This is a genomic window from Dactylosporangium sp. CA-092794 (genome assembly GCF_050948465.1).
Lineage (GTDB): Bacteria > Actinomycetota > Actinomycetes > Mycobacteriales > Micromonosporaceae > Dactylosporangium.
In genome coordinates, this window is record NZ_CP192044.1 from 1,476,966 (window position 1) to 1,502,705 (window position 25,740).

Genomic DNA, 25,740 nt, shown 5'->3' on the forward strand with positions numbered 1-25,740 from the left:
AGGCGGTGACGTGCGTCACGCTCTGAAGTGGTCGACGCTCACGGTCCGGCCCGCCGCAGTACCCGCCGTTCACCAGGTGTGCCAACGTGGTGAGGCCCACTGCTCCGCGGGACAGATCATTGACTAGACTCTTGCAAACCGAATCGCGCACACGAGGAGTAATTAGCGTGGCGAGGCAGCTGCACGTCGAGCTCGTAGCCGTCGAGGAGAAAGTCTGGTCCGGCGACGCGGACATGGTCGTGGCGCGCACGACCGAGGGAGAGCTCGGCGTCCTCTACGGCCACGAGCCGCTCCTCGGCCAGCTCGCCGAAGAGGGCCAGGTGCGCATCAAGCAGGCCGGTCAGGAGCTCGCCTACGACGTGGCCGGCGGGTTCATCTCCGTCACCGGCACCGGCGTGACGGTCCTCGCCGAGAGCTGCGCCCCCGCGTCCTCCTCCGCGGCGCACTGACGGCGGGCGGCGAAGGTGAGGATCGTCGAAGGCATCGGCATCGGCGTCCTCGTCCTGCTCGCCGCACTGGCGGTGCTGTTCCTGCGCCGCCTCGTCATCGCCCGCCGGGGCGGCACCATCGAGCTCGGCGTCCGCCTGAGCACCTTCCTGCCGGGCCGCGGCTGGTCCGCCGGCCTGGCCCGGTTCGCCGGCGACGAGCTGCGGTGGTATCGCATCTTCAGCTTCTGGCCGGGCCCGCGCCGGGTGTTCTCCCGCCGCGGGCTCGCCGTCGAACGCCGCCGCTCGCCCGACCCGGCCGAGCTGCTGGTCCTGCCGCAGGACTGGGTGATCGTGCGCTGCGTCAGCCGGCAGGCGCCGGTCGAGATCGCGATGGCCGAGCGGGCGCTGACCGGCTTCCTGTCCTGGGTGGAGGCGGCGCCGCCGGGAGATCCGACCCCGGAGACGCGCCCCTACCGCTACCGCGCGAGCTGAGTTCTACTCCACCGTCCGCCCGCCGGGCACCCATGTGACGTCGCCGCCGGGGTTCGCCGCGCGGCACAGGATGAAGAGCAGGTCGGACAGGCGATTGAGGTACTGCAGCGCGACCTCGTTGGTGCGCTCGGCGTCGGCCTCCCACAGCGCCCAGGCGCTGCGCTCGGCCCGCCGGGTGACGGTGCGGGCGACGTGCAGCAGCGCCGCGCCGGGGGTGCCGCCGGGCAGGATGAAGGAGTCCAGCTTGGGTAGGGCCTCGTTGAACTCGTCACACCAGCCCTCCAGCCGCTCGACCTGTGCCGGGGTGACCCGCAGCGGCGGGTGCGCCGGCTGCTCCGAGATCGGATTGCACAGGTCGGCGCCGACGTCGAAGAGGTCGTTCTGCACGGCCAGCAGCACCGCCGCGATCCGCTCGTCGAGCGCACCGAGCGCCAGCGCCACGCCGATGGCGGCGTTGGCCTCGTCGACGTCGGCGTACGCGGCGAGGCGCGGATCCGTCTTGGACACCCGCGAGAAGTCACCCAATCCCGTGGTACCGGTGTCGCCGGTCTTCGTGTAGATGCGCGTGAGGTGAATGGCCATGGTTTTCACGGTACGGAATACGCCTACGATGACCGACGTGGACGCGATCCGTGTTGTGGGCGGTGCCCGGCTGGCCGGTGACGTATCCGTGGTCGGCGCCAAGAATTCCGCGCTGAAGCTGATGGCCGCAGCCCTGCTGGCCACCGGTCGCAGCGTGCTGACCAACGTTCCGCGCATCACCGACATCGCCATCATGGCGGAGGTACTGCGCCGGCTGGGCTGCGACGTCGAGCAGGACGGCGACAAGGTGATCATCGACGTGCCGGAGGAGCTCGGCACGGAGGCCGACTACGACCTGGTACGCCGCCTGCGCGCCTCGATCTGCGTGCTGGGCCCGCTGCTGGCCCGCCGCGGCCACGTGCGCGTGGCCCACCCCGGCGGCGACGCCATCGGTTCCCGCGGCCTGGACATGCACGTCGAGGGCCTGCGCCGGATGGGCGCCGACATCTCGGGCGAGCACGGCTTCGTCATCGCCACCGCCCCCAAGCTGCACGGCGCCACGATCTGGCTCGACTTCCCCAGCGTCGGCGCCACCGAGAACCTGCTCATGGCCGCCGTCCTGGCCAACGGCCGCACCGAGATCGACAACGCCGCCCGCGAGCCGGAGATCGTGGACATCTGCCGCATGCTCACCGACATGGGCGCCGACATCTCCGGCGCCGGCTCCTCCCGCCTGACCATCCAGGGCGTCCCGGAGCTCCGCCCGGTCGAGCACCGCACCGTCGGCGACCGCATCGTGGCCGGCACCTGGGCCTTCGCCGCCGCCATGACCCGCGGCGACGTCACGGTGCACGGGATCGACCCGTCGTTCCTGGAGATCGCGCTCGACAAGGTGGCGACCGCCGGGGGAGACGTGACCACCGCCGCCGACTCCTTCCGGGTCGTCATGCCCACCCGCCCGAAGGCCGTCGACGTGGTGACCTTGCCGTTCCCGGGCTTCGCCACCGACCTGCTGCCGATGGCGGTCGGCCTGGCCGCGGTCAGCGAGGGCTCGTCGCTGGTGACGGAGAACATCTTCGACGGCCGCTTCATGTTCCTCAACGAGATGTCCCGCCTGGGCGCCGACATCCGCACCGACGGCCACCACGCGGTCGTCCGCGGCAAGGACCGCCTCTCCGGCGCCCCCGTGACGGCAACGGACATCCGCGCCGGCGCCGGCCTGGCCATCGCGGGCCTGTGCGCGGACGGCGTCACCGAGGTCCGCCACGTGCACCACATCGACCGCGGCTACCCAAGCTTCGAGTCCGACCTGCGCGCCCTGGGCGTAGAGATCGAGCGTTTCGTAGCCCCCCCAGACCAGTTCGACTTCTGACCCCCGCCGCACGAAAAGTCGGGCGCTCCGCGCCACGACTTTTCGGACTTATACCCCGACGGCCGAAATGTCCGTCAAGTCCCGCCGAACCGCCCGCGCCCGCGCACAAACCTTCCGCGATCATGCTCCAACCGCCGCCGACACCCCGCTTTCTCATGATCACGGAGACTTTTGGTACCTATGAGTACACTTTGTCTCCACGATCACGGAAAACCGGTGTGAACGCCCCCGGCCCCACATGATCGCGGAGCGTTGTTGTCGCCGCTGTCGCTGTCGCTGTCGCTGTCGCTGTCGCTGTCGCTGTCGCTGAGCCGCTGCCGCTGCCGTCGCGGCGTCCACCGCCCGTCGCGCTCGAGCGCCGTCACGCCCGCCGCCCGTTGACCCTGCCGGCGCGGTTCGGTGCCCGTGTGCTCAGCGTTGATCGAAAAGTCGGGCGCTCCGCACCGCGACTTTTCGGACTTATACCCCGACAGGAGAAATATCCGTTAAGTCGTGGCGCGAAGCGCCCGACTTAACGGGCGCCGCTGCCGTCGGGCGCCGCTGCCGTCGGGCGCCGCTGCCGTCGGGCGCCGCTGCCGTCGGGCGCCGCTGCCGTCGGGCGCCGCTGCCGTCGGGCGCCGCTGCCGTCGGGCGCCGCTGCCGTCGGGCGCCGCTGCCGTCGGGCGCCGCTGCCGTCGGGCGCCGCTGCCGTCGGGCGCCGCTGCCGTCGGGCGCCGCTGCCGTCGGGCGCCGCTGCCGTCGGGCGCCGCTGCCGTCGGGCGCCGCTGCCGGGCGGGGAGCCGGGGGACCGGAGGGCGGGTTCTTGGCGCCGCGGAGCTGGCAGGGCCAGGGCCAGCGAAGCTGGGCCCCGGCCCGGTGTCTGACGGGAGCAACGGTCGTGCGTTGTACGGACCGGAGTCCCAAATCGCCGGGGCTAGTCTCCGTCTCCCTGCCGGGCGGCCCGTTCCGGGCTGAAAATCGGTCGTGATGGTTGCGGTTCGTGGTGGTCTGTGGTGGCGTGATGCTGGTCGCCCGCTGACGTCGTGCCTCCTTGATCCGTTTGAGGTCGTGGGCTAGTCGGACGGTGGCAGCCGCGCCATGGGCCCTTCACTGTTGCTTCGAGCACGCGGATTAGCTTCACCCGTCCTGTGGCTGCCGCGGGCGACCGCCCTGGTATGTGCGCTGATGGGAGGTCGCGGGTGCTGGAGGAGACGCAGGATCGTGAGGAGATCATCGAGCGGGTCGCGGCGTTGGACATCGGCAAGGCCGAGGTGGTGTGTTGCCTGCGGGTTCCGGACGAGGCCAACCCCGGACGCCGGTTGCAGGAGGTGCGGACCTATTCCACGATGACCCGCTCGCTGGCCGGGATGGCCGAGCGGTTGCGGGAACTCGGGGTGACCCGGGTGGTGATGGAGGCGACGAGCGACTATTGGAAGCCGGCGTTCTATCTGCTGGAGGCGTACGGGTTTGACACCTGGCTGGTCAACGCCCGGGATGTCAAGCACCTGCCGGGCCGGCCGAAGACCGACCGGCTCGACGCGGTGTGGTTGTGCAAGGTTGCCGAGCGGCAGATGATCCGGCCCAGCTTCGTCCCGCCGCCACCGATCCGGGAACTGCGTGATCTGACCCGCTACCGGGTGGATCTGGTCGCCGCGGCCGGCGCGGAACGCAACCGGGCCGAGAAGCTCCTTGAAGACGCCCAGATCAAGCTGTCCGTGGTGGCCTCGGATATCTTCGGCACCTCGGGCCGGGCGATGATGGCCGCGCTGATCGACGGGCAGCGAGACCCGAAGATCCTCGCGCAGCTGGCCCGCTCCAGGCTGCGGAGCAAGATCCCGCAGTTGGAGGAGTCGTTCGTCGGGCGGTTCACCGACCATCACGGGTTCCTCCTGGCCAAGATGCTGGCCCGGGTCGATGCGATCAACGCCGACATCGCTGAGGTCGATGCCCGGATCGAGGCCCATATCGCCCCTTTCGGCGAAGCGGCGGTCCGGCTGGCTGAGATCCCCGGCGTCGGCCCGGCCGCCGCCCACGCGATCATCGCCGAGATCGGCCTGGACATGAGCCGCTTCCCCACCCCCGCGCACCTGGCCGGCTGGGCCCGGTTCGCACCCGGGATCAAGGAATCCGCCGGCCGGAAGAAGGGCAACGGCTCGACCGGGCACGGCAATCCCTACCTGGCCAGAGTCCTCGGCCAGATCGCGGTGTCCGCCGCCCGGACCCACACGTTCCTCGGCGAACGCTACCGCCGCCTCGCCCGCAGGCGAGGCGCCAAACGCGCCATCGTCGCGGTCGGCCGATCCGTGCTGACCATCATCTGGCACCTGCTGCACGACCCCGAGGCCCGCTTCCACGACCTCGGGGCCGCCTTCTACGACACACGTACCAGTACCGAACGCCGCAAACGCAACCACGTCCGCCATCTCGAAGCCCTCGGCTTCAAAGTCACCCTCGAACCCGCAGCCGCCTGACCACGTCAGACCTGGACATCCCGGCTCCGCTTCGCTACGCCGGGAGCTGCCGCCTGCCCACTCACCGTCGATTTTCGGATTAGAAGAGGGTGAGTTCGTCCCTCTCGACGCCGCGCAAGGCGTTGTAGTCCAGCACCACGCAGCGGATGCCGCGGTCCTCGGCCAGGACGCGGGCCTGGGGCTTGATCTCCTGGGCGGCGAAGATGCCGCTCACCGGGGCGAGCAGGGGATCGCGGCCGAGCAGCTCCAGGTACCGGGTCAGCTGCTCCACCCCGTCGATCTCGCCGCGGCGCTTGATCTCCACGGCGACCGTCGCGCCGGAGCCGTCGCGGCACAGGAGGTCTACCGGGCCGATGGCGGTCATGTACTCGCGGCGGATCAGGGTGAAGCCGTTGCCCAAGGTCTGGGGGGCGGCGGCCAGCAGTTCCTGCAGGTGGGCCTCCACGCCGTCCTTCACCAGGCCGGGGTCGATGCCGAGCTCGTGTGACGTGTCGTGCAGGATCTCCTCGATCGTGATCCGCAGTTCCTCGCCCGACTTGTTGACCACCCGCCACTGGCCCTCGTCCTCCGAGAGCCTGCAGGGCGGGCTCATCCAGTTCAGCGGCTTGTACGCGCGGTCGTCGGCGTGGATCGAGATCGAGCCGTCGGCCTTGATCAGCAGCAGGCGGGTCGCGGACGGCAGGTGGGCCGTGAGCCGGCCGATGTAGTCGACCGAGCACTTGGCGATGACGAGGCGCACGCGCGACAGCCTAACCTGTGCGACTGGCGAGCCGATGTCATGCTGTTGGGGTGTTGGAGTCATTGACGGGTCTCGGCCTCGCCACCTCGGCCGGGCTCAACGCGTACATCCCCTTGATGGCCATCGGGCTGCTCGCGCGGTATACGGACCTGATCACCCTCCCGCCGAACTGGGCGTGGATGGAGAACGGCTGGACGCTGCTCATCGTGGCGATCCTGCTGGCCATCGAGTTCGTCGCCGACAAGGTGCCGGTGGTCGACCACGTCAACGACGTCATCCAGACGTTCGTGCGGCCGACCGCGGGCGGGCTGGCGTTCGGCGCGGCGTCGAGCTCGCAGACGGTCACCGTCAGCGACCCGGGCACGTTCTTCAGCAGCCATCAATGGGTGCCCATCGTCGTCGGCGGGGCGATATCGCTCGGCGTGCACGGCATGAAGGCGGCGTCCCGGCCGGTCATCAACGCGACGACGGTCGGGTTCGGGGCGCCGATCGTGAGCACGATCGAGGACTTCGTCAGCGTGCTCCTGTCGGTCGTGGCGATCGTGCTGCCCGTCGTGGTGCTGTTCTTCCTGCTGCTGCTGTTCCTGGGTTTCGGCTGGTTGATGCGCCGCCGCCGGCGCCGCAAGGAGGAGAAGGCGGCCGCGAAGTGGGCGGCCGCCCAGGGCTGGCGGCCGGACGGCTACTGACGGGCTCCCTATAGTGGTCGCCGTGACGGATGCGATCACGGTGCGCGGCCTCCACAAGAGCTACGGCAAGGCCGTAGCCGTCGATGGAGTCGACCTCGACGTCGCCGCGGGCGAGGTCTTCGCCCTCCTGGGGCCGAACGGCGCCGGCAAGACAACCACGGTGGAGATCCTGGAGGGTTTCCGCAAGCGGACCTCGGGCGAGGTCACGGTGCTCGGCGCCGACCCGCAGCACGCCGACGCGGCCTGGCGGGCCCGGGTCGGCGTGGTGCTGCAGAGCACCGGCGAGTTCGACGACCTGACCGCCCGCGAGGTGGTCCGCCACTTCGCGAACTACTACCCGTCGGCCGCCGACCCGGACGAGATCGTCGAGCGGGTCGGCCTGGCCGAGAAGCAGAACGCCCGCACGCGTACCCTCTCCGGCGGCCAGAAGCGCCGCCTCGACGTGGCGCTGGGCATCATCGGCCGCCCCGAGCTGCTCTTCCTCGACGAGCCGACCACGGGCTTCGACCCGGAGGCGCGCCGCGAGTTCTGGGGCCTGATCCGCGACCTGGCCGGCGCCGGCACCACGATCCTGCTCACCACGCACTACCTGGAGGAGGCCGAGGCCCTGGCCGACCGGGTCGGCGTCCTCACCGGCGGCAAGCTCATCGCCGTCGACGCCCCCGACCGCCTCGGCGGCCGCGGCCAGGGCGGCGCCACCGTCGGCTGGATCGGCCCCGACGGCCCGGCCAGCGAGCTGACCGAAACCCCGACCGCGCTCGTCGCCCGCCTCGCCGAGCAGTTCGGCGGCGAGGTGCCGGGCCTCACCGTCACCCGACCCAGCCTCGAGGATGTGTACCTGCGGATGATCGGGGCCGGCGAATGAACACGCTGCGGCTGGGCCTGCTGCGCGGCGGCCTGGAGATCAAGCAGTTCCTGCGCAGCCGCGAGTCGGTGGTCTTCACCCTCGCCTTCCCGCTGATCCTGCTGACCGTCTTCGGCGCCGTCTTCGGCGGCGAGATCGCCCCCGGGGTGACGTTCACGCAGTACTTCGCGGCCGGCATGATCGCCGCCGGCCTGCTCTCCACCGGCTTCCAGAGCCTGGCCATCCAGATCCCGATCGAGCGCGAGAAGGGCATCCTCAAGCGCCTGCGCGGCACCCCGATGCCCCGCGCCGCGTACTTCATCGGCAAGGTCGTCATGGTCCTGGCGATCGGCCTGCTGGAAACGATCCTGCTGGTCGCGGTGGCCACCCTGTTCTTCAACGTGACGCTGCCGGAGAACGCCGGCAAGTGGCTGACGTTCCTCTGGGTGGCGTTGCTGGGCATCGCCGCCTGCACGCTGTGCGGGGTCGCCTTCTCGTCCCTGGCCAGTTCCGGCCGCAGCGGCCCCGCCGTGGTCACCCCGGTGGCGATCGTGCTGCAGTTCATCTCGGGGGTCTTTTTCCAGTACACCGAGCTGCCCTCGTGGATGCAGGACATCGCCTCGATCTTCCCGCTCAAGTGGATGACCCAGGGCATGCGCTCGGTCTTCCTGCCCGACTCGTTCGCCGCCCAGGAACCCTCCGGCTCCTGGCAGCACGGCACGATCGCCCTGGTCCTGGGCGCCTGGGTCGTGGCCGGCCTGGTCCTGTGCCTGCTCACGTTCCGCTGGACCGAACGAGACTGAGATAAAACCGAAGAACATGCGGGACTCCGGTCCGCGCAACTGACGACCGTTGCTCCCGTCAGACACCGGTCGGGCCTGGCGGCCCTCCCTGCCAGGCCCGGGGGCGGTTGGCCTGCTCGCCTCCGGCGGGCCTCCCGGCGGGATCCCGCCGACTCACTCCCCACCGCCGCCTCTCCTCCTGACAGGCCGCCGCCGACCCAGGCGCGCTGAGCGCCCGCCCGCGCCGCCGCCCGCCCGTCCGTGCCGCCGGCCCGCTCACGCCCGATCATGTGGTCTACTCACCACGGCCGGCCGATGGCTCGACGCCCGACTGAGCGCGAGCGCGAGCCGGCCCAGCTCAAGCGCGGCTCTTGCGTCCGAGGGCGCGATGCTCGAGCGGCCAGTGCCGCCAGGCGAGCTGGTCCCGCGTCAGGTGCGGATCGAGGGTGCGACGCTCGAGTCGGTCGATGCCGGCAGCGAGCTGGTCCCGGTGCAGCGCGGCGGCTCCTGCGACCGGGGTGCGCCGCTCGAACCGGCCGCTGCCGACGGCACGCCGGACCAGGTCGAGTCGGCGCGGCTTCAACCGCGTTCGACGGCCGGCTCGACGCGTCCGGGCAGGCAGTCGGTCGCCGCTTCGCCGCCGATGATGCGCTGCGCGGCGGGGGCCTCGGCCATAAGTCTCCGCGATCATGCGGGAGCCGTCGCCGTTCACCGGGTTTTTCATGATCGTGGAGACAAAGCGTACTCATAGGTACCAAAAGCCTCCGCGATCATGGAGAAGCGTTGGTGTCGGCGGCGACGGGTGCATGATCGCGGAGACTTACTGCCGGGCGAACCACGATAAAAGGCGAAATAGTGGGCATTTCGGGCGTCGGGGTATAAATCCGAAAAGTCGTGGCGCGGAGCGCCCGACTTTTCGTCTTGCTCTTGGCGCCGCCGCGGGGATGGCTGTCGGAAATTATGAACTGATCAGTCTGCGGGCGCGGTCGAGTTCGTCGGCGAAGACCAGGATGCGGACCATGCCGTCCGGGCCGGTGGCCAAGGTCGCGCGGACGCCGTTGCCGCGCAGGCGGTCGCGGACCTCGCGGGCGAAGGCCAGGTCGCCCACCATCGACACCGACCGCAGCAGGCCGTAGTCGGCCACCGGCAGGGGCGGCGGCTCGAGCGGCGCGCCGTGTTTGAGCAGCCGGATGATGAGCAGAAGCGCGGCGAGCACGCCGGCGGAGGCGGCCCACCCCGCGAGGTACATGAGGGGCACGTTGACAGTCTGCCACCACATGATCACCCACCGCGGGCGGTTAAGGTCAACGGGGTTGACGACGGGAAAGGGAATGGGGGCCGGCCATGGCGGGTCGTCTTGCGGTCATCGGAGCGGGGCTCATGGGTGCCGGCATCGCCCAGGTCGCCGCGCAGGCCGGGTGGGAGGTGACGCTGCGGGACCTGGGCGACGAGGCGGTCGGGCGCGGCCTCGCCGGCATCCGGGGCAGCCTGGAGAGGTTCGCGAGCAAGGGCACGATCGCGGCCGAGGACGTCGGCGCGGCGCTCGGGCGGATCACGCCCACCACCGAGCTCGACGCGGCCGCCGACGCGGACATCGTGGTCGAGGCGGTGTTCGAGCGGCTGGACGTCAAGCACGAGGTGTTCCGGGCGCTCGACAAGATCTGCAAGGAGGGCGCGGTCCTGGCCACGAACACCTCGGCGATCCCGATCACCCAGATCGCCGCGGTCACCCAGCGGCCGGAGCAGGTCGTCGGCACGCATTTCTTCTCGCCGGTACCGGTGATGAAGCTGTGCGAGCTGGTCCGCGGCTACAAGACGAGCGACGCCGCGCTGGCCACGGCCCGGGCGTTCGCCGAGGAGATCGGCAAGACGTGCATCGTGGTCAACCGGGACGTGGCCGGGTTCGTCACCACGCGGCTGATCGCGGCGCTCGTCGTCGAGGCGGTCAAGCTCGTGGAGAGCGGCGTGGTCAGCGCCGAGGACCTCGACCTGGCCTGCAAGCTCGGCTTCGGCCACGCGATGGGTCCGCTGGCCACGACCGACCTGACCGGCGTCGACGTGCTGTACCACGCGGCCAGGAACATCCACACCGACACCGACGACGCCAAGTTCTTCCCGCCGGAGCTGCTCGCCCGGATGGTCGTCGCCGGGGACCTCGGGCGCAAGAGCGGCAAGGGCTTCTACACGTACTCGTGAACCAGCGCGGCCGGCACGGTGAAGCTGAACCGGCTGCCCCCGCCCGGGTTGTCGGTCACGGTGATCATTCCGCCGTGCCGGTCCACGATCCGCCGGCAGATCGCCAGGCCCAGGCCGGTGCCGCCGTAGGACTGGCCGGCGTGCGCGCGATGGAACGACTCGAAGACGTGCGGCTTGTCCGCGTCGGGGATGCCGATCCCGCGGTCGGCGACCTCGACGCGGACCCAGCCCCGGCCGGCCGGCTGGGCGCTGATGTCCACCTTGGGGGTACGACCCGGCTGCACGTACTTCAGCGCGTTCCCGACCAGGTTGTCCAGCACCTGCCGCAGCATGGCGGGGTCGGCCTCGACCCGGGGCAGCGCGCCGACGTAGACGTCGGGCCGCACGTGCAGGTGGCTCACCCGCTCCTCGACCACCTCGCGGACGAGGGCGGCCAGGTCGACCTCGGTCGGCTTGAGCGCCGCGTCGCGGGCGGTCACGTAGGCCAGCAGGTCGTCGATCAGCCGCCGCATCCGCACCACGCCCGCCTCGACCCGCTCCAGGCTCTGCGCCGCCCGCTCGGGGCGGTCGGGCAGCGCGTCGCGGGCCATCTCCGCGTGCGCGCCGATGACGGTCAGCGGGTTCTTCAGGTCGTGCGCGACGATCCCGGCGAACGCCGCCAGGTCGCCCTCCCGTTCGCGCTCCTCGGTGATGTCGTGGAAGACCGCGATCGCGCCCCGCCGGCCCTCGACGTCCAGCGGCCGGCCGCTCACCGACAGCAGGACCCCGTCGGGCCGGTCCGGGTTGCGGATCACCATCTCGACCCGGTCGGTCGACTCGCCGGCGAGCGCCCGCACCAGCGGCAGCTCCTCGGTCGGAAACGGGGCGTGCCCGTCGGGCTTGAAGATGCCGTAGTGCGCCTGCCAGTGCTCGGCGCCGTCGACGTCGACGCTGCGGCCGAGCATCTCCTTGGCGGCCGGGTTGTGCACCAGGAAGGCGCCGTCGGTGTCCACCACCCCCACGCCGTCGCTGATCCGCTCCAGGATGCCGTTGAGCAGCGCCACCTGCCGGTCCGCGGTGCGCTGGGCCGCGCGCAGCCCGGCGGTCGCGGTCACCACCCGCGCCTCGGCCCGGCCCCGGGCCCCGGCCAGGCCCCACAGCATGCCGCACACCAGCAGGGTCAGCAGCCCGCCGCCGACCGCGACGACGACCGGCAGCGCCGGCGCCGAGCCGCCCTGGCGGGCCGAGTCGGCCGAGACCATCAGCCGCCACTGCCGGTTCGCGATCTGGACCCGCACGTCGCGGCGCAGGTCCGGGTGCCCGCCCTGGTGCAGCGCGGCGACCCGGCTCTGCTGGCCGTTGCCGTTCTGCGCCCACAGGTCGGCGTCGACCTGGCCCTGCGTCGCCCGGGTCAGCACCCCGCCCGCGAAGTCCTGCCCGCGCAGGCCCAGTACCACCCAGCCCTTGAACTCCCGGCTGCCGTCCGGGGCGGGGTTGCCGTAGGCGGAGGCGGCGAGCACGAACGAGAGCTGCTGCCGGCCGGCCGGCAGCCCGCGGTCGCGCAGCAGCACGTAGGTGTCGGACACCGCCGGCTGCCCGGACCGGCGCGCCTCGTTCAGCGCCGCGGTCGGCTCGGCGGCCTGCGACAGATCGGTGCCCGGCGGCAGCATCTCGGTGCCGTCCAGCGGCCGGCTGAAGATCGTGAACAGGTGCTCCCGGCCGGTCCCTTGCGGCCGCAGGTCGAGGCCGGTCACGCCGCGCTCGCGCCAGAAGTCGCGCACGGCGGTGAGCTGGGAGTCCAGCGCCGGTACCACGAACACCAGCGACGTGGCCCCGACCAGCCCGGCGTCCTGCAGGGGCGCGGTGGTGGCGGCGAAGTCGTCCCGGGTCAGCTCGGTGTGCGAGCCGACCGCCGCGGCGACGGTGCGCAGGGCGTCGAGGTACCGGTGGATCTCGGCCCGCACCGACGCCTCCGACAGGGTGGCGGCGCGGTCGAGCACGGCCTGCGCGCGGTCCTGCTGGCCGCGCTCGATGGAGCTCGCGGCCTCCCACGACGCGCCGAGGCCGAGGGCGAGCACGAGCGCGATCGCCAGCACCCCGGCCAGGCCGACCTGCCGGAACGCGGCCCTCAGCCGACCCGTCACCCCAAACTGATCGGCGACCGGCCGGCAACCCTGAGGCTATTTGCTGCGGCCGTGGACCAGCCGGACCACCTTGACGACCTGCTGTATCGACTGCTCGGTGCGGTCGAAGGTCATGGCGGCCAGCACCGTCGGGCCGCGGCGCTTGACGATCGCCTTCGGCCGGGTGAACTCGCGCAGGCCGTCGGCGCCGTGGATGCGCCCGAAGCCCGAGTCGCCGACGCCGCCGAAGGGCAGGGTCGGCATGCCGGCGAAGGTGAGGGCCGAGTTGACCGAGGTCATCCCCGAGCGGACCTGGCGGGCGAGCTCGAGGCCGTGCGACCGGGAGAAGACCGCGCCGCCCAGGCCGTAGCCGGTGTCGTTGGCCAGCCGGACCGCCTCGGCGGCGTCACGCACCCGGGCCACGGTCAGGGTCGGGCCGAAGGTCTCCTCCTGGACCGCGGCCGCATCCTCCGGCACGTCGACCAGGATGGTCGGGTTGACGAACGGCGGCTGCACCGCCTCGGCCCCGCCCAGCACGGCCCGCCCGCCACGGGTGAGGGCGTCCTCGATGTGCCGGCGGATCGTCTCGAGCTGCGACGGCATGGTGATCGGGCCGATGTCGTCACTCGGCTCGGCGCCGACGCGCAGCTTGGCCGCGCGCGCGACGACCCGGTTGAGGAAGTCGTCGAAGACCTGGTCCGCGACGTACACCCGCTCGATGCCGACGCAGGTCTGCCCGGCGTTGGTCAGCCCGCCCCAGACACAGGCCGCGGCGGCGGCGTCCAGGTCGGCGTCGGCGGCGACGATCATCGCGTCCTTGCCGCCGCACTCGAGCAGGACCGGGGTGAGGGTCTCGGCGGCGGCCGCCATCACCTTCTTGCCGGTCGCGGTCGAGCCGGTGAAGGCGATCTTGTCCACGCCGCTGCGGCACAGCGCGGCGCCGACGTCGCCCAGGCCGTGCACGATCTGCAGGACCGGCCGCTCGGGGACGACCTCGGCGAAGCGGTCGACGAACCACTGGCCGACGGCCGGGGTGTACTCGCTGGGCTTGAACACCACCGCGTTGCCCGCCGCCAGCGCGTAGGCGATCGAGCCCATCGGGGTGAGGATCGGGTAGTTCCACGGGCCGATCACGCCGATCACCCCGTAGGGCAGGTACTCCAGGTAGGAGGCGTGCTCCTTGAGCAGGATCGAGCTGCCCACCCGGCGCCGGCCGAGCACCTTGCGGGCGTGCTGGGCGGCCCAGGCGATGTGGTCGATCGCCGCGATCGCCTCGACCAGCGCGTCGGCCCGCGGCTTGCCGCCCTCCCGGTGCATGAGCGCGGCGAGCTCGTCCAGCCGGTTGGTGAGCAGGCTGCGATACGCCAGCAGGCGGCGCTTGCGCCCGGCGAAGCCGAGCTCGGCCCACCACGCGGCCGCGCCGCGGGCGCTCGCCACCGTGGCGGTGAGATGATCGGTGGAGGCGACCGGGAACCGGCCGACCTCCTCGCCGGTGACGGGGTTGGTCGAGATGAGCGAGCCCTCGTCGATGGCGGGGACGCCGGGCGTTCGCGTGGCGGTCATGGCGCGAGTCTAGACCCGGAAATTACTCGCGAGTAAGGCTCGTCGCAGGTCGAGAACATCGTGCACTGCTCCGACCGTTGGGTACCACCGGCAACAGGAGGAAGCTCGCATGGAACCGATCAAGACCGAAAAGCTGAGCGTGCCCGGCGCGACCCTGTACTACGAGGTCCGTGGCAGCGGGCCGGTCCTGCTGCTCATCTGCGGCGGCATCTATGACGCCGAGGGCTTCACCGGCCTCGCCGACGCCCTGGCCACCGAGCGGACCGTGGTCACCTACGACCGGCGCGGCAACTCCCGCAGCGTGCTGACCACCCCGCCGTCCATGCTGAGCGTGGAGGAGCAGGCCGACGACGCGTACCGCCTGCTCGGCGCGGTCGAGGTGACCGAGGACGAGCCGGCCGAGGTGTTCGGCAACAGCTCCGGGGCGGTCATCGCGCTGGAACTCGCCACCCAGAACCCGGCCATGGTGCGCACGGTGGTCGCGCACGAGCCCCCGCTGTTCGAGCTGCTGCCCGACTTCGACCACTGGCGCACCGTGCTGGCCGAGGTGGAGGAGGTGTACCGCGAGGGCGGCGCCGGCCCGGCCATGGAGGTGTTCGGCGCGGCGATGGGCATGCACGGCGACGGCGACGGCGGCACCCCGCCCTCGCCCGAGTTCGCCGCCCGGATGCAGGCGAACGTGGAGGTGCTCGTGGCCCGGGAGATCCCGCCGATCGGCGCCTACGTGCCCGACCTCGACCGCCTGCGCTCCGGCGCCGTGCGGGTCGTGCCGGCGGTCGGCGCGGCCAGCACGGGCGAGCCGCCGAACCGGGCCGGCCTGGAACTGGCCGCCCGCCTGGAGACCACCGTCGCGGTGTTCCCGGGCGGCCACGGCGGCTTCGGCGACGCCGTCCCGTTCGCCGCCAAGCTGCACGAGGTGCTGGCCGGTGAGCACCCGGTTACGAGGCGTACTCCTTGATGATCCGCTCGGCCACCGCGAGCGGATCGGCGAGGCGGCCCTCGGCCGGGGCGTCGACCCACCGCTGCTTGGCCGGGAAGAAGGCGCCGGAGGCCGCCGCGCGGCGGATGGTCTCCTGCATGCCGGTGTCCATCTGGCCCGGGTCGATGTTGGCGACGGTGATCCGCTCCTCGTCGCGGACCTGCGAGGCGACGCCGTCGAAGAAGGTCTCGCCGGCCGCCTTCGTGGTGCAGTAGAGCGACCAGCCGTCGATGAGGCTGCGCGCCGCGCTGGAGGAGATGAACAGCAGCCGGACCCGGGCCTCGGCCGGCGCCGCGCGCAGGAAGGTGTTGGTCAGCACCACCGGCGCGGTGAGGTTGACCGCGATCGCGTTGGTGATCGCCTCGGTGGTCAGCCGGCCGACCGCGCCGATCGGGTCGATGACTGCCGCGTTGTGGATCAGCACCGCCTCGTCGGCGTCGCGCAGGAAGGCGCGCAGGACGTCGTAGTCGGGCAGCCAGTGCGCATCGGCGATATCCGTGGAGAACAGCGTGACGTCGGTCGGGCGCTCGTCGCGCAGCTGTTGTTGCTCCGCGGTGAAGTGGCGGCCGACCGCCAGGATGCGATCGCCGCGCGCGGTTGATACGTCGAAGAGGGCGGCGCCCAGGCCGCGGGACACTCCGGTGATCACGACGGCACGCATGCGGTCACTCTATTCCCCTCCGGCGAGCATTTACATGGCCCGTGCGCCGGGCACGGGTGGTCCCTTCGGCGCCACCGCGGAGCCCGGGCAGGATTCGCCGAGCTTCTCCGCGATCGCACCCAGCGCATCGGCGAGCGCCGCGGTCTGCGCCGGGTCGAGGTTGTCGAAGATCAGCCGGCGCACGTCGGCGAGGTGGGCCGGCGCGACCCGCTCGGCGAACGCGCGCCCGGCCGCGGTGACCTGGGCGATGCTGACCCGGCCGTCGCAGGCGTCGCCGGTGAGCTCGACGTAGCCGAGGTCGACGAGCTTGCGCATGCGATGGCTCAGCCGGCTCGGCGACATGTTCATCTGCGCGGCGAGCTCGGACAGCCGGAGTCCCTCGCAGGCGTTGCTCAGCGCGGCGAGCAGGCCGAACTCGACGTGGACCAGCCCGTGCGGGCGGAACGTGCGCTCCAGCTCGGGAAACCCGACGAGCACGACGGCCAGCAGCGACAGCCAAGCGCTGCGCTCGGTGTCGTCCAGCCATCGCGGCTCGTCGGTCATGCGTTCCATGGTGCCTTGATCTTGTGCCGGCGGGCTAACGACGCGTCCGATACGCGTCAGAAGCGGCCGACCGCGATGATGACCGCGATGGCGCCGAGGACCACGTTGACCGGGATGGAGCCGTACTCCTTGGCCCGCGCGTGGTCGACCAGGGCGAGCACCATGATGATCGCCAGGCCGACGGCCGCGAGCGGGGTCAGGATCGTGGCGATCCCGGTCGCCCAGGGCAGGATCAGCCCGAGCCCGCCGAGGATCTCCACCGCGCCGATGAACTTGACCGTGCCATCGGTTCTGCGGTTCACCCAGGTCATGTTGCCGGCGAGTTTCTCCTTGGGCTGGATGACCTTCATGACGCCGGCCAGGATGAACGCCGCGCCGAGCAGCGCCTGGAGGATCCACAGAAAGACGTTCATGGTCGCGCTCCCTCATGCAGCAAGCTTCGAATTCCGGTGGACGAAAGTATGCGGCGGAGAAACTTGAAGGGTCAAGTACCATCTTCGAGGCATCCCGTTGCGCAGGTGAGGGCCCTTCACCCGGCGGTCGCCGACGGTGAGTCCATGGAGACGTTGCAGCAGCCGTCCCGGTGGGTCACCGGCCTGGCCGTCTTCGGCGGCAGCATGATGATCGTCATCGGGATCTTCCAGGCCGTGGTCGGTCTGACGGCGATCTTCGAGCGGTCCTTCTACGTGCTGCTGACCGACAACTACCTGTTCGGCTTCGACGTGGGCACCTGGGGCTGGATCCACCTGGCCCTGGGCGTGCTGGTGGCGGCCGGCGGGGTCGCCGTGCTGGCCGGGCAGCTGTGGGGGAGGGTGCTCGGCGTCGTGCTCGCGGCGCTGAGCGCGATCGCCAACTTTCTGTTCCTGCCGTACTACCCCCTGTGGTCCATGCTGATCATCGCCGCCGATGTCGCCGTCATCTGGGCGCTGACCAGGTATGGGCGCGACGAGGCCGTCCTGCGCTAGAGGTGTGTGGGCCGGCCACATGTGACCGGCCCACAACCGGTGCGACCATGCGGTGATGCACGTCACCTCCCGCGGGCCGGAGTCCGGGCCGGCCGTCCTGCTCATCCACGGAAACTGCTCGTCGTCGGGCTTCTGGGAGCCCTTGATCCGCCACTTACCGCCGCACTGGCGGATCGTCGCGCCGGACCTGCGCGGGTACGGCGCCAGCCCCGCCCTGGGCATCGACGCCACGCGCGGCCTGCGCGACTTCGCCGACGACGTGGCGCCGCTGCTGTCCGATTTCCCGGATCGACCCGTCACGGTGGTCGGGCACTCCATGGGCGGCGGCGTCGCCCTGCAGCTGCTGCTCGATCACCCTGACCGCATCGGGGCCCTGGTGCTGGAGGCGCCGGTGTCGCCGTACGGCTTCGGCGGTACCCGCGACCTCGACGGCACGCCGACCACGCCCGACTTTGCCGGCACCGGCGGCGGCTCGGCGAACCCCGACTTCGTCCGCCTGCTCGCCGCGCAGGACCGCGGCACGCAGGAGCAGGCCAGTCCCCGCAACGTGATGCACGCGTTTTATGCGGCCCCGGGCTTCGACTTCGGCGCCGACGAGGAGCTCCTGCTCGACACGATGCTCTCCACGGCCACCGGAGAAGATCAATACCCCGGCGACGGTACGGCGAGCGAGAACTGGCCCGGCACCGCGCCCGGCACCCGGGGCGTGCTCAACACCATGTCCCCGCGCTGGCTGAACCTGTCGGGCATCGTCGACCTGCCGGCGAAGCCGCCGATCACCTGGATCCGCGGCGACCAGGACGCCATCGTGTCCGACGCGTCGTTCTTCGACCTCGCCCAGCTGGGCAAGCTGGGCCTGGTCCCCGGCTGGCCGGGCGAGCGGGAGTGCCCGCCCCAGCCGATGGTCGGCCAGACCAGAGCGGTGCTTGAGCGGTACCGCGGCAAAGGCGGCGAATTCCGCGAGATCGTCTACGAAGGCGTCGGGCACAGCCCGCACGTGGAGCGCCCCGAGCAGTTCGCCGCGGCCCTGCGGGAGGCGGTCGGCTCCTGATGCGAGCCGCCGCCCGCTGCGGCACAGTGAAGCGATGGAGCTGACCGACAGCGGCGGGCTCGTCTCGTTCATCTCCGTGGCCGCCGTCGTGGTCGGCCTGATCGGCGTGGTCGTGCCGGTGCTGCCGGGCCTGTTCCTGGTCTGGGCCGGCGTGCTGGTCTGGGCCCTGTTCGGCGGCCACGGCCCGACCGGCTGGACGGTCGCCGCCGCCGCGACGGTCGTGCTCGCCTTGGGTTTCGCCGCGAAGTACCTGGTCCCCGGCCGCAACCTCAAGCGCGCCGGGGTCTCCAACCTCACCCTGCTGCTCGGCGGCCTGTGCGGCATCGTCGGCTTCTTCGTGATCCCGGTGGTGGGCCTGGTCATCGGCTTCGTGCTGGGCGTCTTCCTGGCGGAACTCGCCCGCCGGCGCAACGCGGCCCAGGCCTGGCAGTCCACGAAACACGCCCTGAAGGCGGCCGGCCTGTCGATGCTCATCGAGCTGGCCACCGCCCTGATCATGACCACGATCTGGCTGGCAGGCTGGTTCCTCGCCGGGTGAGGCTCCAGAATTGTCGTACCCCTCTGGCAAAGTAACCCCCATGGAAACCGGTCGCCACATCGACGCCCTGGAGCGCGCCGGGCTCGACTTCGTGGACGCCGCGGAGCGAGCCGGCCTCGACACCCCCGTCCCGACCTGCCCGGAGTGGACGGTCCGCGAGCTGGTCCAGCACCTGGGCTACGTCCACCGCTGGGCCGCCACCTACATCCGTGACCGCCGCCCCACCATGCTGACCGACACGGAGGAAGCGGAGGCGGTCGGCCCGATGCCCGCCGACGCCGACCTGGTCGCCTGGTTCCAGACCGGCCACACCGCCCTGGTCGACCTGCTCCGCACCGCCGACCCGGCCCTGGCCTGCTGGCACTTCCTCCCGTCCGGCTCCCCCCTGGCCTTCTGGGCCCGCCGCCAGGCCCACGAGACCACCATCCACCGCGCCGACCTGCAGGGCGCCACCGGCCCCATGTCCGGCGTCGACGCCGACCTGGGCATCGACGGCATCGACGAGCTCCTGATGGGCTTCTACGCCACCACCCGCGCCCGCCGCCTCCGCTGCGACACCCCCTGCACCCTCTCCGTCCACGCCACCGACGGCGCCAACTGCGAGGGCCCCCACTCCTGGACCGTCCACATGCACCCAACCGGCGCCACCATCACCCGCAACCCCTCGCCCACCCCCACTCTCACCCCCGGCCCCGCCCCCACACCCACTCCCGCCACCACGCCGCTCTCCACCGCGACCTCGCCCACTCCCGCGCCGCCCACTCCCGCGCCGCCCACCTCAGCCCCGCCCACCCCAGCCCCGCCCACCTCCGCCCCGCCCACCTCCGCCACCTGCACCCTGCGCGGCCCCGCCAGCGATCTGTATCTGGCCCTGTGGAATCGCCGGCCCACGACCGACCTCCACGTGGAGGGCGACGAGTCGGTGCTGACGCAGTGGCGCACCCGAGCCACGATCCGCTGGACCTGACGCCCCCCGCACCGGTCGGTCAGAGCCGGCAACACCGGCCCGCGCCCCGCCGCCCGCCCGACGGCGCCGCCCGCCGCCCGCCGCCCGCCGCCCGCCGCCCGCTGCTCGGCCGCTCGGCCGCTCGCGTCGTCCGTCCGCGTCGTCCGCGTCGGCCGTCGTCCGCGTCGCCTGTCATCCGCGTTGCCCGCCGCCTGTCGTCGCCTGCCGTCGCGGCGGTTGTTGTCGCGAAAAATCCAGCCGCTCCGCGGCCGGATTTTTCGGACTTATCATCATTTTCCGGTCCGGTCGCGCTGGAGCGCAGTGCAGCGGCCAGAAGTCTCCGGGATCATGCCGCACCCGCTGTCGAACCAACGGTTTTTCATGATCACGGAGTGAACATGTACACCCGTGTACCTCAAGTCTCCGGGATCATGGAAAACCCGTGATGTCGCCACGACGGGCATCATGATCACGGAGACATACGTCCGGCCCGGCCGCACCGATCGGATGTTCGGCCGATGGGTGCCGACGGGCGCGCGGGCTGGGTCGTGTCGCTCGTCGGATGGGGCCTCCGTTGGCCCGCATGCCGTTGCGGCTGTCTTCAGGGCGGTGACGGGGGTGGGTGGGCAGGAGCGGAAGCGCCCGCCCCTGGGAGAGCTTGGGGCGGGCGCTGATGGGTGGGTGAGGTCGTCAGGCTGGGCTGCGGCGCAGCATGCCGGGGAAGCGGCGGAGCTGCTCGCGTGGGACGACCAGCGGGATGTAGACCAGCAGGCCGGCCGCGCCGGCGGTCAGGAGTTGGACGATTGGGTACGGGCCGGTGAAGCGGGCCACCAGCACGGCCACCGCGGCGGCCAGGACGGTGGCCAGCAGCGGGCGGACCAGGGGTGGGCCGAGCGGGCGCAGGGCCACGTTGGCGTGCTGGAGGGCCAGCGCGGTCAGCGGGATCGCCACGAGCACGCCGATGCCCGTCTGGGCAATGGCGGCGCCCTTGATGCCGAACGACTCGGTGAAGTACCACAGGGCGGGGATCAGCGCCACCGACCAGCCCAGGTAGATCCACAGGGTGGACCGGGTGGCGCCGGCGCCCATCAGGGCGTCCATGGCCAGGCCGGTGACCATGCGGACGAAGGTGAGGCCGACCAGCAACATGAGCACGGGGGCGGCCGGGGCCCACCTGCCGCCGTAGAGCAGCGCTATGAGCGGGGTCGCCAGGACCGACATCAGGGCGACGATCGGGGCCACCACGCTGACCAGCATCGGCACGGACTTGTGCACGCCGTTGGCCAAGGCGCGGTCGTCGGTCTCGGAGAGGCGGGAGAAGCCCGCGACCGAGACGTAGCGGATGGCGGTGCCGAGGATGGTCTGCGCCCACATGGAGGTGTTGAAGGCCAGCACGTAGAAGCCCAGCAGCTCCTGGCCGCTGATCCGGCCCACGATCGCGAGCTGGACGTTCATCACGATGGCCTCGATGCCCAGGCTGATCGCCAGGGGGAAACCATATTTCAGCAGCTTGCCGGCGATCTCGCGCTCGAAGCCGACGCGCAGCGGCACGCGGGCGAAGATGGTGACCAGGATGCCCGTCACGGCGGCGCTCGCGACCTGACCCCAGGCGAAGCTGTAGGCGCCGGCGCCCATGACGGCCAGGGGGATCGAGATGGCGGCCTGGAAGACGAGGCCGGCGGTGTTGGCGATGATCAGCTTGTCCTGCTGGAAGTCGCGCATGAGTTTCGCGCTGCGCACCGCGGTCAGGCCGTCGATGACGATGACCAGCGTGAGCAGGCGGACCACGCCGACCGCGTTGCCGTCGCCGGAGAACGCGGAGTAGGCCGGGGCGGCGATCCAGAAGGCGCCGTAGACGACGACGCCGAAGACGGCGGCCAGTGTGGCCGCCGTCGGCGCCATGTCCTCGAGCTTTCCCCGCCACTGCACGACGGCGGCGATGAGGCCGACGTCGTTGATGTGCATCAGCACGGCGAGCGCCGCCGTGGCGATGCCGAACGTGCCGTAGTCCGCGGGGGTCAGCAGGCGGGCCAGCACCAGGCCCATCGCGAAGGAGCCGATCTTGGCCGCCAACGTGCCGACCAAGCTCCAGCGCAGGCCGCGCCCTGCCTTGTCGCCGATCTCGGACTGGATCAGCTGGATCTCTTCGGTGTTGGTCACTCAGCAGCTCTCTGCGCTGGAATCCTGGGGTTGGTCGCGCCGCTGCCGCCCTCCTCGATCTTCTCGAGCCAGGCCTCACGCCAGTAGGGAGTGATCGCGCGAGGGCAGCTCGCGTTGAATGCACCCTCGCAGATCACGCCCTCCAGAACAAGACAAGGGCTCTTCATATGGATCATTCGGCCGGTGTTCTCGTCCACGATGTGGTCGATCCGGCGGGCAATGCGGGCCGTTCGGCCGCAGTGCCTCGCCATTTCGGCGTCGAAGCCCATCCCCCGGTTGAGCAGGTTCTCGTTCAGGGTGGGCTCGATCTCCTTGGCGGAGAGCACGCGCACGAGGTCGCCGGGCTCCAGGCCCTTGCGCACGTCCGGGGTCTTGCCCACGGCCCGGCCCTTCAGGTAGCCCCAGTGCCGGCCGCCGCGCAGGCGGGCCCACTTCGGCAGCACCTTGGCGCTGAGCCCCTGGAACCGGTTGAACATGCCGGCGCCGACGGCGCGGACCGTCCAGCCGACGGTGGCGTTGCCGGTGCGCACGTCGGTGACGAACTGGCTGAACCGGAGCAGCGGGAGCACCTCGGGGGCGGAGCGCAGCAGCTCGGTGGCGTGGCAGCGGTAGCGCTCGGCGCCGTCGTCGAAGCGGGGGCCGCGGGCGTTGAGCGTGATGAGCGGCAGCAGGCGGGCGTCCTCGGGGGCCGTGGCGGTGGACGCGGGCTCCCCGTCGGCGACCTTGCGCAGCCAGGCGGTCTTCCAATAGACCATGCACGCGGCCTGGCAGCCGCCGTGGCCGCCGCCGTCGCAGCGCACGCCTTCCAGATGTACCGCGTTGTCCATCTTGCGGATTCCGGTGCGGGTGAGCGTGTCGCAGGTCTTGTGCGCCGATTTGTACACCCGCAACCGCTGCCCGCAGTACTGCAGCATTTCGGGCATGAATTGCAAAGACTCGTATTCGCCGTTTTCGTCCAGCGTGGCGAAAATCTCCTCCTGGCTGAGCACCTCAACCAGGTCACCGGCCCGCAGGTTCAGCGGCTCCCGCCGGACCGAAGTTTGCGTTTGCAAGTCAGACCGCCTCCGTCAGTGGCCCGCGGCGTGCCGCGGTACGCCCTACCGAACTAGCACCCTCCAACGCCCGGCATCCGTTACGCGGGGCCGACTTGCGGCCCGCCGCGTTCTGCCTCCCGGCCCGGGCTCGCGGCAGCTTACTCGCCGAAGTTCAACTGTCACGGAGAAGTCCGCCGCCGACTTCTCCGCTTACCGGCCGGACAACTCTGCGTACCGCGGAAAAAACGACATTCCGCGCGGCGGGGTGACCGTGGTAACCGCAGAAATCCGACTCTGGACGGGCGTACTCTACGCAGCCCTGAACCGCCCTCCAGGAGTGTGACAAATTTATGACGGATCTTCCGGCCCCGGTTGGGGTCGGCTACGTTCACCGCGGTTCTCAATGTCGGCCTAACCAGCTCGTGGGGGGTCTGGTGACCGTACAAAATCGCCCATTTCACTTCATTACGTCCATGCCGCGTCTGCGGCAGCCGCTGACCCAGTGGCGGGACCGGATCCGGCACCTCGAAGATCTGGGATTTCACACCGTCGCGATCGCCGACCACCTCGGCGACGGCTGGTCGATGGACCCGATCACGGTGATGGCGATCGCCGCGGAGGCGACCACCACCCTGCGCGTATCGACCAGCGTGCTGTGCAATGACTTCTATCACCCGTTCTTCCTGCACCGCTCGATCAGCAATTTGGACGTCATCTCCGAGGGGCGGGTCACCCTCGGCCTCGGCGCCGGCTGGCGCCCGCTCGACTACTCCGTCTCCGGCGTCCGGTTCGACCCGGCACCGGTGCGGGTGGCCCGGCTGGCGGAGTCGATCGCGGTCCTCAAGGGCCTCTTCGCCGGCGAGCGGTTCACCTTCGCCGGCGAGCACTTCCGGGTGGAGGAGGCGCTCGGCGCGCCGCGGCCGGTGCAGTCGCCGCACCCGCCGATCATGGTGGGCGGCGGCGGGCGGCGGATGCTGCAGCTCGGCGGCCGCGAGGCCGACATCGTCGGCATCAACCCGCCGCGGCTCACCGAGCACAGCGACCCGGCGAAGATGGCCCGCGAGCTCAGCGCCGAGGGGCTGCGGGCCAAGGCCGGCATCGTGCGCGAGGCCGCGGCCGCGGCCGGGCGCGACCCCGACGCCGTGCTGCTGCAGACCAACCTGCTCGACGTACGGGTGCGCGGGATGGAGCGGGACAGCCGCTCCACCTCGGACCTCGTCAACTGGCTGGGCGAGGCGGCGGTGACGGATTCCCCGCTCGTGCTCGACGGCGACGTGGAGCGGTGCATCGATGCGCTGCACGAGCTGCGCGAGACCGTCGGGATCACCGAGATCCATCTCGGGAATGACGCCGACGGCGTGGCGGAAATCGTGAAGCGGCTCAGTTAATCCAAAAATAAGGCGGATCAAAACCGCGGCTAAGCGCTTTATCGAAGATCAGCGCTCGGCAATCACTGCGCCACTTCCGGCTACCAAAAACCCGGGTATGGTGGTCGGCGGCCTTCACCAATCGAGCCCCAAGCGCGAATGGGACAAGGAGCAGCGATGCGAAGAACTTTACGGCTCGCCTCGGCCGTCGCGGCGTGCGGAATCCTGGTCGCCGGCCTGGCCGGCTGCGGGGACGAGCGGCCCCAGGCCGGCGGCGCGCCCGAGCCGGTCGCGGCCGCGTCGGGCGAGGCCGCGGTGCAGCCCGCGAGCGCCCCGGCCAGCGCGTCCGCGTCGGCGTCGGCCAGCCCGTCGGCGAGCCCGTCACCGCGCCGGTCGGCCACGTCCGCGCCCGCCGGTGGCGGCAGCGGCGGCGGTACGGGCGGCGGCAGCAGCACCGGCGGCGCGCGCACCTCCGGCAAGCCCGACGCGAGCAGCACCGGCGTGCGCCCGGGCACGCAGCTGACGGTCGTCAACGGCGACCAGACCTTCTCCACCGCCAACCAGGTGATCAGCGGCAAGGACTTCCACGGCTTCGTCAAGGTCACCGGCAAGAACATCCGGTTTGTCAACTGCATCTTCCGGGGCCGCGCGACCAGCAGCAACAACGCGCTGCTGGACACCGACCGGGGCACCGGCACGGTCGTGGAGGACTCGGAGTTCGTCCCGTCCAACCCGTCGGCGACGCTGGACGGCATCTACGCCAACAACATCAGCATCTACCGGGCCAACGTCCACGGCAGCGTCGACGGCGTGAAGACCGGCAGCAACGTGCTGGTCCAGGACTCCTACATCCACGACATGTCATGGTTCGCCAGCGACCCCAACCAGGGCGGCGGGGCCACCCACAACGACGGCGTGCAGGGCTTCCTGGGCGACAGCAACGTGGTCCTCAAGCACAACAACATCGACATGTCGACGTCGAAGGAGGCCAACGCGGCCTTCCAGGACTCGGCCAAGAACTCGCGGGTCGAGGACAACTGGCTCGACGGCGGCGGGTGCACGCTGAACTTCAGCCACGTCAACGCCCCGCTCGGCGGCATCGCGGTGGTGAACAACCGGTTCGGCCGGCACTCGTTCTACAACTGCCCGATTTTGCTCAGTACGCAAACCACGCTCAGTGCCAATTCCGGCAACGTCTGGGTGGACACCGGAAAGCCGATTCCGGCACCGCAGCGGCACGATTAAGCGGAACGAAAGAAAGGGCCCCGCCGTCGGCGGGGCCTTTTCAGTAGGCGCCGGTGCCGCGGACGACGGCGGTCA

At 71.1% G+C, this 25,740-nt stretch carries 27 protein-coding genes; 16 read left to right on the forward strand and 11 right to left on the reverse strand.

Annotation, left to right across the window (positions count from 1 at the left end):
• The first annotated feature begins 167 nt into the window (after window positions 1-167).
• A complete protein-coding gene (locus ACQPXD_RS06515; RefSeq protein ID WP_432835805.1) occupies window positions 168-449 on the forward strand; it encodes a F0F1 ATP synthase subunit epsilon in 282 nt (93 codons plus the stop codon).
• 15 nt (window positions 450-464) lie between these two features.
• Window positions 465-920, forward strand: a complete 456-nt coding sequence (locus tag ACQPXD_RS06520; protein WP_432835806.1) for a DUF2550 domain-containing protein — start codon at window positions 465-467, stop codon at window positions 918-920.
• A 3-nt stretch (window positions 921-923) separates the two neighbouring features.
• On the opposite strand, the gene ACQPXD_RS06525 is transcribed toward ACQPXD_RS06520, so the two are convergent.
• Window positions 924-1,502, reverse strand: a complete 579-nt coding sequence (locus ACQPXD_RS06525; RefSeq protein WP_432835808.1) for a cob(I)yrinic acid a,c-diamide adenosyltransferase — start codon at window positions 1,500-1,502, stop codon at window positions 924-926.
• A gap of 28 nt (window positions 1,503-1,530) precedes the next feature.
• Between ACQPXD_RS06525 and murA the strand changes: the two genes are divergently transcribed.
• From murA to ACQPXD_RS06540, 3 genes are all read left to right on the forward strand, one after another.
• A complete protein-coding gene (gene murA / locus ACQPXD_RS06530; protein WP_432835810.1) occupies window positions 1,531-2,814 on the forward strand; it encodes a UDP-N-acetylglucosamine 1-carboxyvinyltransferase in 1,284 nt (427 codons plus the stop codon).
• Window positions 2,815-3,069: 255 nt separating this feature from the next.
• Complete coding sequence (locus tag ACQPXD_RS06535) at window positions 3,070-3,195, forward strand: hypothetical protein (RefSeq protein ID WP_432835812.1); 126 nt, start codon at window positions 3,070-3,072, stop codon at window positions 3,193-3,195.
• A gap of 797 nt (window positions 3,196-3,992) precedes the next feature.
• Window positions 3,993-5,264, forward strand: coding sequence for an IS110 family transposase (locus ACQPXD_RS06540; RefSeq protein ID WP_432833946.1), 1,272 nt, complete (start codon window positions 3,993-3,995; stop codon window positions 5,262-5,264).
• Between the two features lie 79 nt (window positions 5,265-5,343).
• Here the strand turns inward: ACQPXD_RS06540 and nucS are convergent, their stop codons facing one another.
• Window positions 5,344-6,003 carry an endonuclease NucS gene (nucS, locus tag ACQPXD_RS06545; RefSeq protein ID WP_432835814.1) on the reverse strand — a complete coding sequence of 220 codons (660 nt, stop codon included), beginning with the start codon at window positions 6,001-6,003 and terminating at the stop codon, window positions 5,344-5,346.
• A 50-nt stretch (window positions 6,004-6,053) separates the two neighbouring features.
• On the opposite strand from nucS, the gene ACQPXD_RS06550 reads away from it, so the two are divergent.
• From ACQPXD_RS06550 to ACQPXD_RS06560, 3 genes are read left to right on the forward strand one after another with little or no spacing between them, the layout of a single operon-like run.
• Complete coding sequence (locus ACQPXD_RS06550; protein WP_432835816.1) at window positions 6,054-6,689, forward strand: DUF4126 domain-containing protein; 636 nt, start codon at window positions 6,054-6,056, stop codon at window positions 6,687-6,689.
• A gap of 22 nt (window positions 6,690-6,711) precedes the next feature.
• Window positions 6,712-7,554 carry an ABC transporter ATP-binding protein gene (locus ACQPXD_RS06555; RefSeq protein WP_432835818.1) on the forward strand — a complete coding sequence of 281 codons (843 nt, stop codon included), beginning with the start codon at window positions 6,712-6,714 and terminating at the stop codon, window positions 7,552-7,554.
• Window positions 7,551-8,336 carry an ABC transporter permease gene (locus tag ACQPXD_RS06560; protein WP_432835820.1) on the forward strand — a complete coding sequence of 262 codons (786 nt, stop codon included), beginning with the start codon at window positions 7,551-7,553 and terminating at the stop codon, window positions 8,334-8,336. The genes ACQPXD_RS06555 and ACQPXD_RS06560 overlap by 4 nt, the downstream gene beginning before the upstream one ends.
• 337 nt (window positions 8,337-8,673) lie before the next feature.
• Here ACQPXD_RS06560 and ACQPXD_RS06565 read toward each other — a convergent pair whose 3' ends face one another.
• Together ACQPXD_RS06565 and ACQPXD_RS06570 are read right to left on the reverse strand one after the other, a co-directional pair.
• Window positions 8,674-8,898: a hypothetical protein gene (locus ACQPXD_RS06565; protein ID WP_432835822.1), complete on the reverse strand. Its 225-nt coding sequence runs from the start codon at window positions 8,896-8,898 to the stop codon at window positions 8,674-8,676.
• Window positions 8,899-9,273: 375 nt separating this feature from the next.
• Window positions 9,274-9,594 (reverse strand): hypothetical protein, encoded by a 321-nt coding sequence (locus tag ACQPXD_RS06570; RefSeq protein ID WP_432835824.1) that lies wholly within the window; start codon window positions 9,592-9,594, stop codon window positions 9,274-9,276.
• A gap of 65 nt (window positions 9,595-9,659) precedes the next feature.
• Between ACQPXD_RS06570 and ACQPXD_RS06575 the strand changes: the two genes are divergently transcribed.
• Window positions 9,660-10,511, forward strand: a complete 852-nt coding sequence (locus tag ACQPXD_RS06575; protein ID WP_432835825.1) for a 3-hydroxyacyl-CoA dehydrogenase family protein — start codon at window positions 9,660-9,662, stop codon at window positions 10,509-10,511.
• Here ACQPXD_RS06575 and ACQPXD_RS06580 read toward each other — a convergent pair.
• Together ACQPXD_RS06580 and ACQPXD_RS06585 are read right to left on the reverse strand one after the other, a co-directional pair.
• A complete protein-coding gene (locus ACQPXD_RS06580) occupies window positions 10,496-12,634 on the reverse strand; it encodes an ATP-binding protein (protein WP_432835826.1) in 2,139 nt (712 codons plus the stop codon). The genes ACQPXD_RS06575 and ACQPXD_RS06580 overlap by 16 nt on opposite strands.
• A gap of 36 nt (window positions 12,635-12,670) precedes the next feature.
• Window positions 12,671-14,176 carry an aldehyde dehydrogenase family protein gene (locus tag ACQPXD_RS06585; RefSeq protein ID WP_432835827.1) on the reverse strand — a complete coding sequence of 502 codons (1,506 nt, stop codon included), beginning with the start codon at window positions 14,174-14,176 and terminating at the stop codon, window positions 12,671-12,673.
• 109 nt (window positions 14,177-14,285) lie between these two features.
• On the opposite strand from ACQPXD_RS06585, the gene ACQPXD_RS06590 reads away from it, so the two are divergent.
• Window positions 14,286-15,134, forward strand: a complete 849-nt coding sequence (locus ACQPXD_RS06590) for an alpha/beta hydrolase (protein WP_432835829.1) — start codon at window positions 14,286-14,288, stop codon at window positions 15,132-15,134.
• Here the strand turns inward: ACQPXD_RS06590 and ACQPXD_RS06595 are convergent.
• From ACQPXD_RS06595 to ACQPXD_RS06605, 3 genes are read right to left on the reverse strand one after another with little or no spacing between them, the layout of a single operon-like run.
• Window positions 15,115-15,816: an SDR family NAD(P)-dependent oxidoreductase gene (locus ACQPXD_RS06595; RefSeq protein ID WP_432835831.1), complete on the reverse strand. Its 702-nt coding sequence runs from the start codon at window positions 15,814-15,816 to the stop codon at window positions 15,115-15,117. The genes ACQPXD_RS06590 and ACQPXD_RS06595 overlap by 20 nt on opposite strands.
• A gap of 30 nt (window positions 15,817-15,846) precedes the next feature.
• Window positions 15,847-16,359 (reverse strand): MarR family winged helix-turn-helix transcriptional regulator, encoded by a 513-nt coding sequence (locus tag ACQPXD_RS06600; protein WP_432835832.1) that lies wholly within the window; start codon window positions 16,357-16,359, stop codon window positions 15,847-15,849.
• Between the two features lie 56 nt (window positions 16,360-16,415).
• On the reverse strand, window positions 16,416-16,772 hold the full coding sequence (locus ACQPXD_RS06605) for a DoxX family protein (protein WP_432835834.1): 357 nt from the start codon (window positions 16,770-16,772) through the stop codon (window positions 16,416-16,418).
• 144 nt (window positions 16,773-16,916) lie between these two features.
• On the opposite strand from ACQPXD_RS06605, the gene ACQPXD_RS06610 reads away from it, so the two are divergent.
• Genes ACQPXD_RS06610 through ACQPXD_RS06625 form a run of 4 tightly spaced genes read left to right on the forward strand, consistent with a single transcriptional unit; the run spans window position 16,917 to window position 19,880 of the window.
• Window positions 16,917-17,324, forward strand: coding sequence for a DUF7144 family membrane protein (locus ACQPXD_RS06610; RefSeq protein ID WP_432835836.1), 408 nt, complete (start codon window positions 16,917-16,919; stop codon window positions 17,322-17,324).
• A 55-nt stretch (window positions 17,325-17,379) separates the two neighbouring features.
• Window positions 17,380-18,375 carry an alpha/beta fold hydrolase gene (locus tag ACQPXD_RS06615; protein ID WP_432835838.1) on the forward strand — a complete coding sequence of 332 codons (996 nt, stop codon included), beginning with the start codon at window positions 17,380-17,382 and terminating at the stop codon, window positions 18,373-18,375.
• A gap of 34 nt (window positions 18,376-18,409) precedes the next feature.
• Entirely contained in the window at window positions 18,410-18,913 is a 504-nt protein-coding gene (locus ACQPXD_RS06620; RefSeq protein WP_432835840.1) for a DUF456 domain-containing protein, read from the forward strand.
• Window positions 18,914-18,953: 40 nt separating this feature from the next.
• Window positions 18,954-19,880 carry a maleylpyruvate isomerase family mycothiol-dependent enzyme gene (locus ACQPXD_RS06625; RefSeq protein ID WP_432835841.1) on the forward strand — a complete coding sequence of 309 codons (927 nt, stop codon included), beginning with the start codon at window positions 18,954-18,956 and terminating at the stop codon, window positions 19,878-19,880.
• 669 nt (window positions 19,881-20,549) lie between these two features.
• On the opposite strand, the gene ACQPXD_RS06630 is transcribed toward ACQPXD_RS06625, so the two are convergent.
• Together ACQPXD_RS06630 and ACQPXD_RS06635 are read right to left on the reverse strand one after the other, a co-directional pair.
• Window positions 20,550-22,019 (reverse strand): oligosaccharide flippase family protein, encoded by a 1,470-nt coding sequence (locus ACQPXD_RS06630; protein ID WP_432835843.1) that lies wholly within the window; start codon window positions 22,017-22,019, stop codon window positions 20,550-20,552.
• Window positions 22,016-23,071: a hypothetical protein gene (locus tag ACQPXD_RS06635; RefSeq protein ID WP_432835845.1), complete on the reverse strand. Its 1,056-nt coding sequence runs from the start codon at window positions 23,069-23,071 to the stop codon at window positions 22,016-22,018. The genes ACQPXD_RS06630 and ACQPXD_RS06635 overlap by 4 nt, the downstream gene beginning before the upstream one ends.
• Before the next feature lie 455 nt (window positions 23,072-23,526).
• Here ACQPXD_RS06635 and ACQPXD_RS06640 point away from each other — a divergent pair, with 455 nt between their 5' ends.
• A complete protein-coding gene (locus ACQPXD_RS06640; RefSeq protein WP_432835847.1) occupies window positions 23,527-24,441 on the forward strand; it encodes a TIGR03621 family F420-dependent LLM class oxidoreductase in 915 nt (304 codons plus the stop codon).
• A 156-nt stretch (window positions 24,442-24,597) separates the two neighbouring features.
• Window positions 24,598-25,665 carry a hypothetical protein gene (locus ACQPXD_RS06645; protein WP_432835849.1) on the forward strand — a complete coding sequence of 356 codons (1,068 nt, stop codon included), beginning with the start codon at window positions 24,598-24,600 and terminating at the stop codon, window positions 25,663-25,665.
• The last annotated feature ends 75 nt before the right edge of the window (window positions 25,666-25,740 follow it).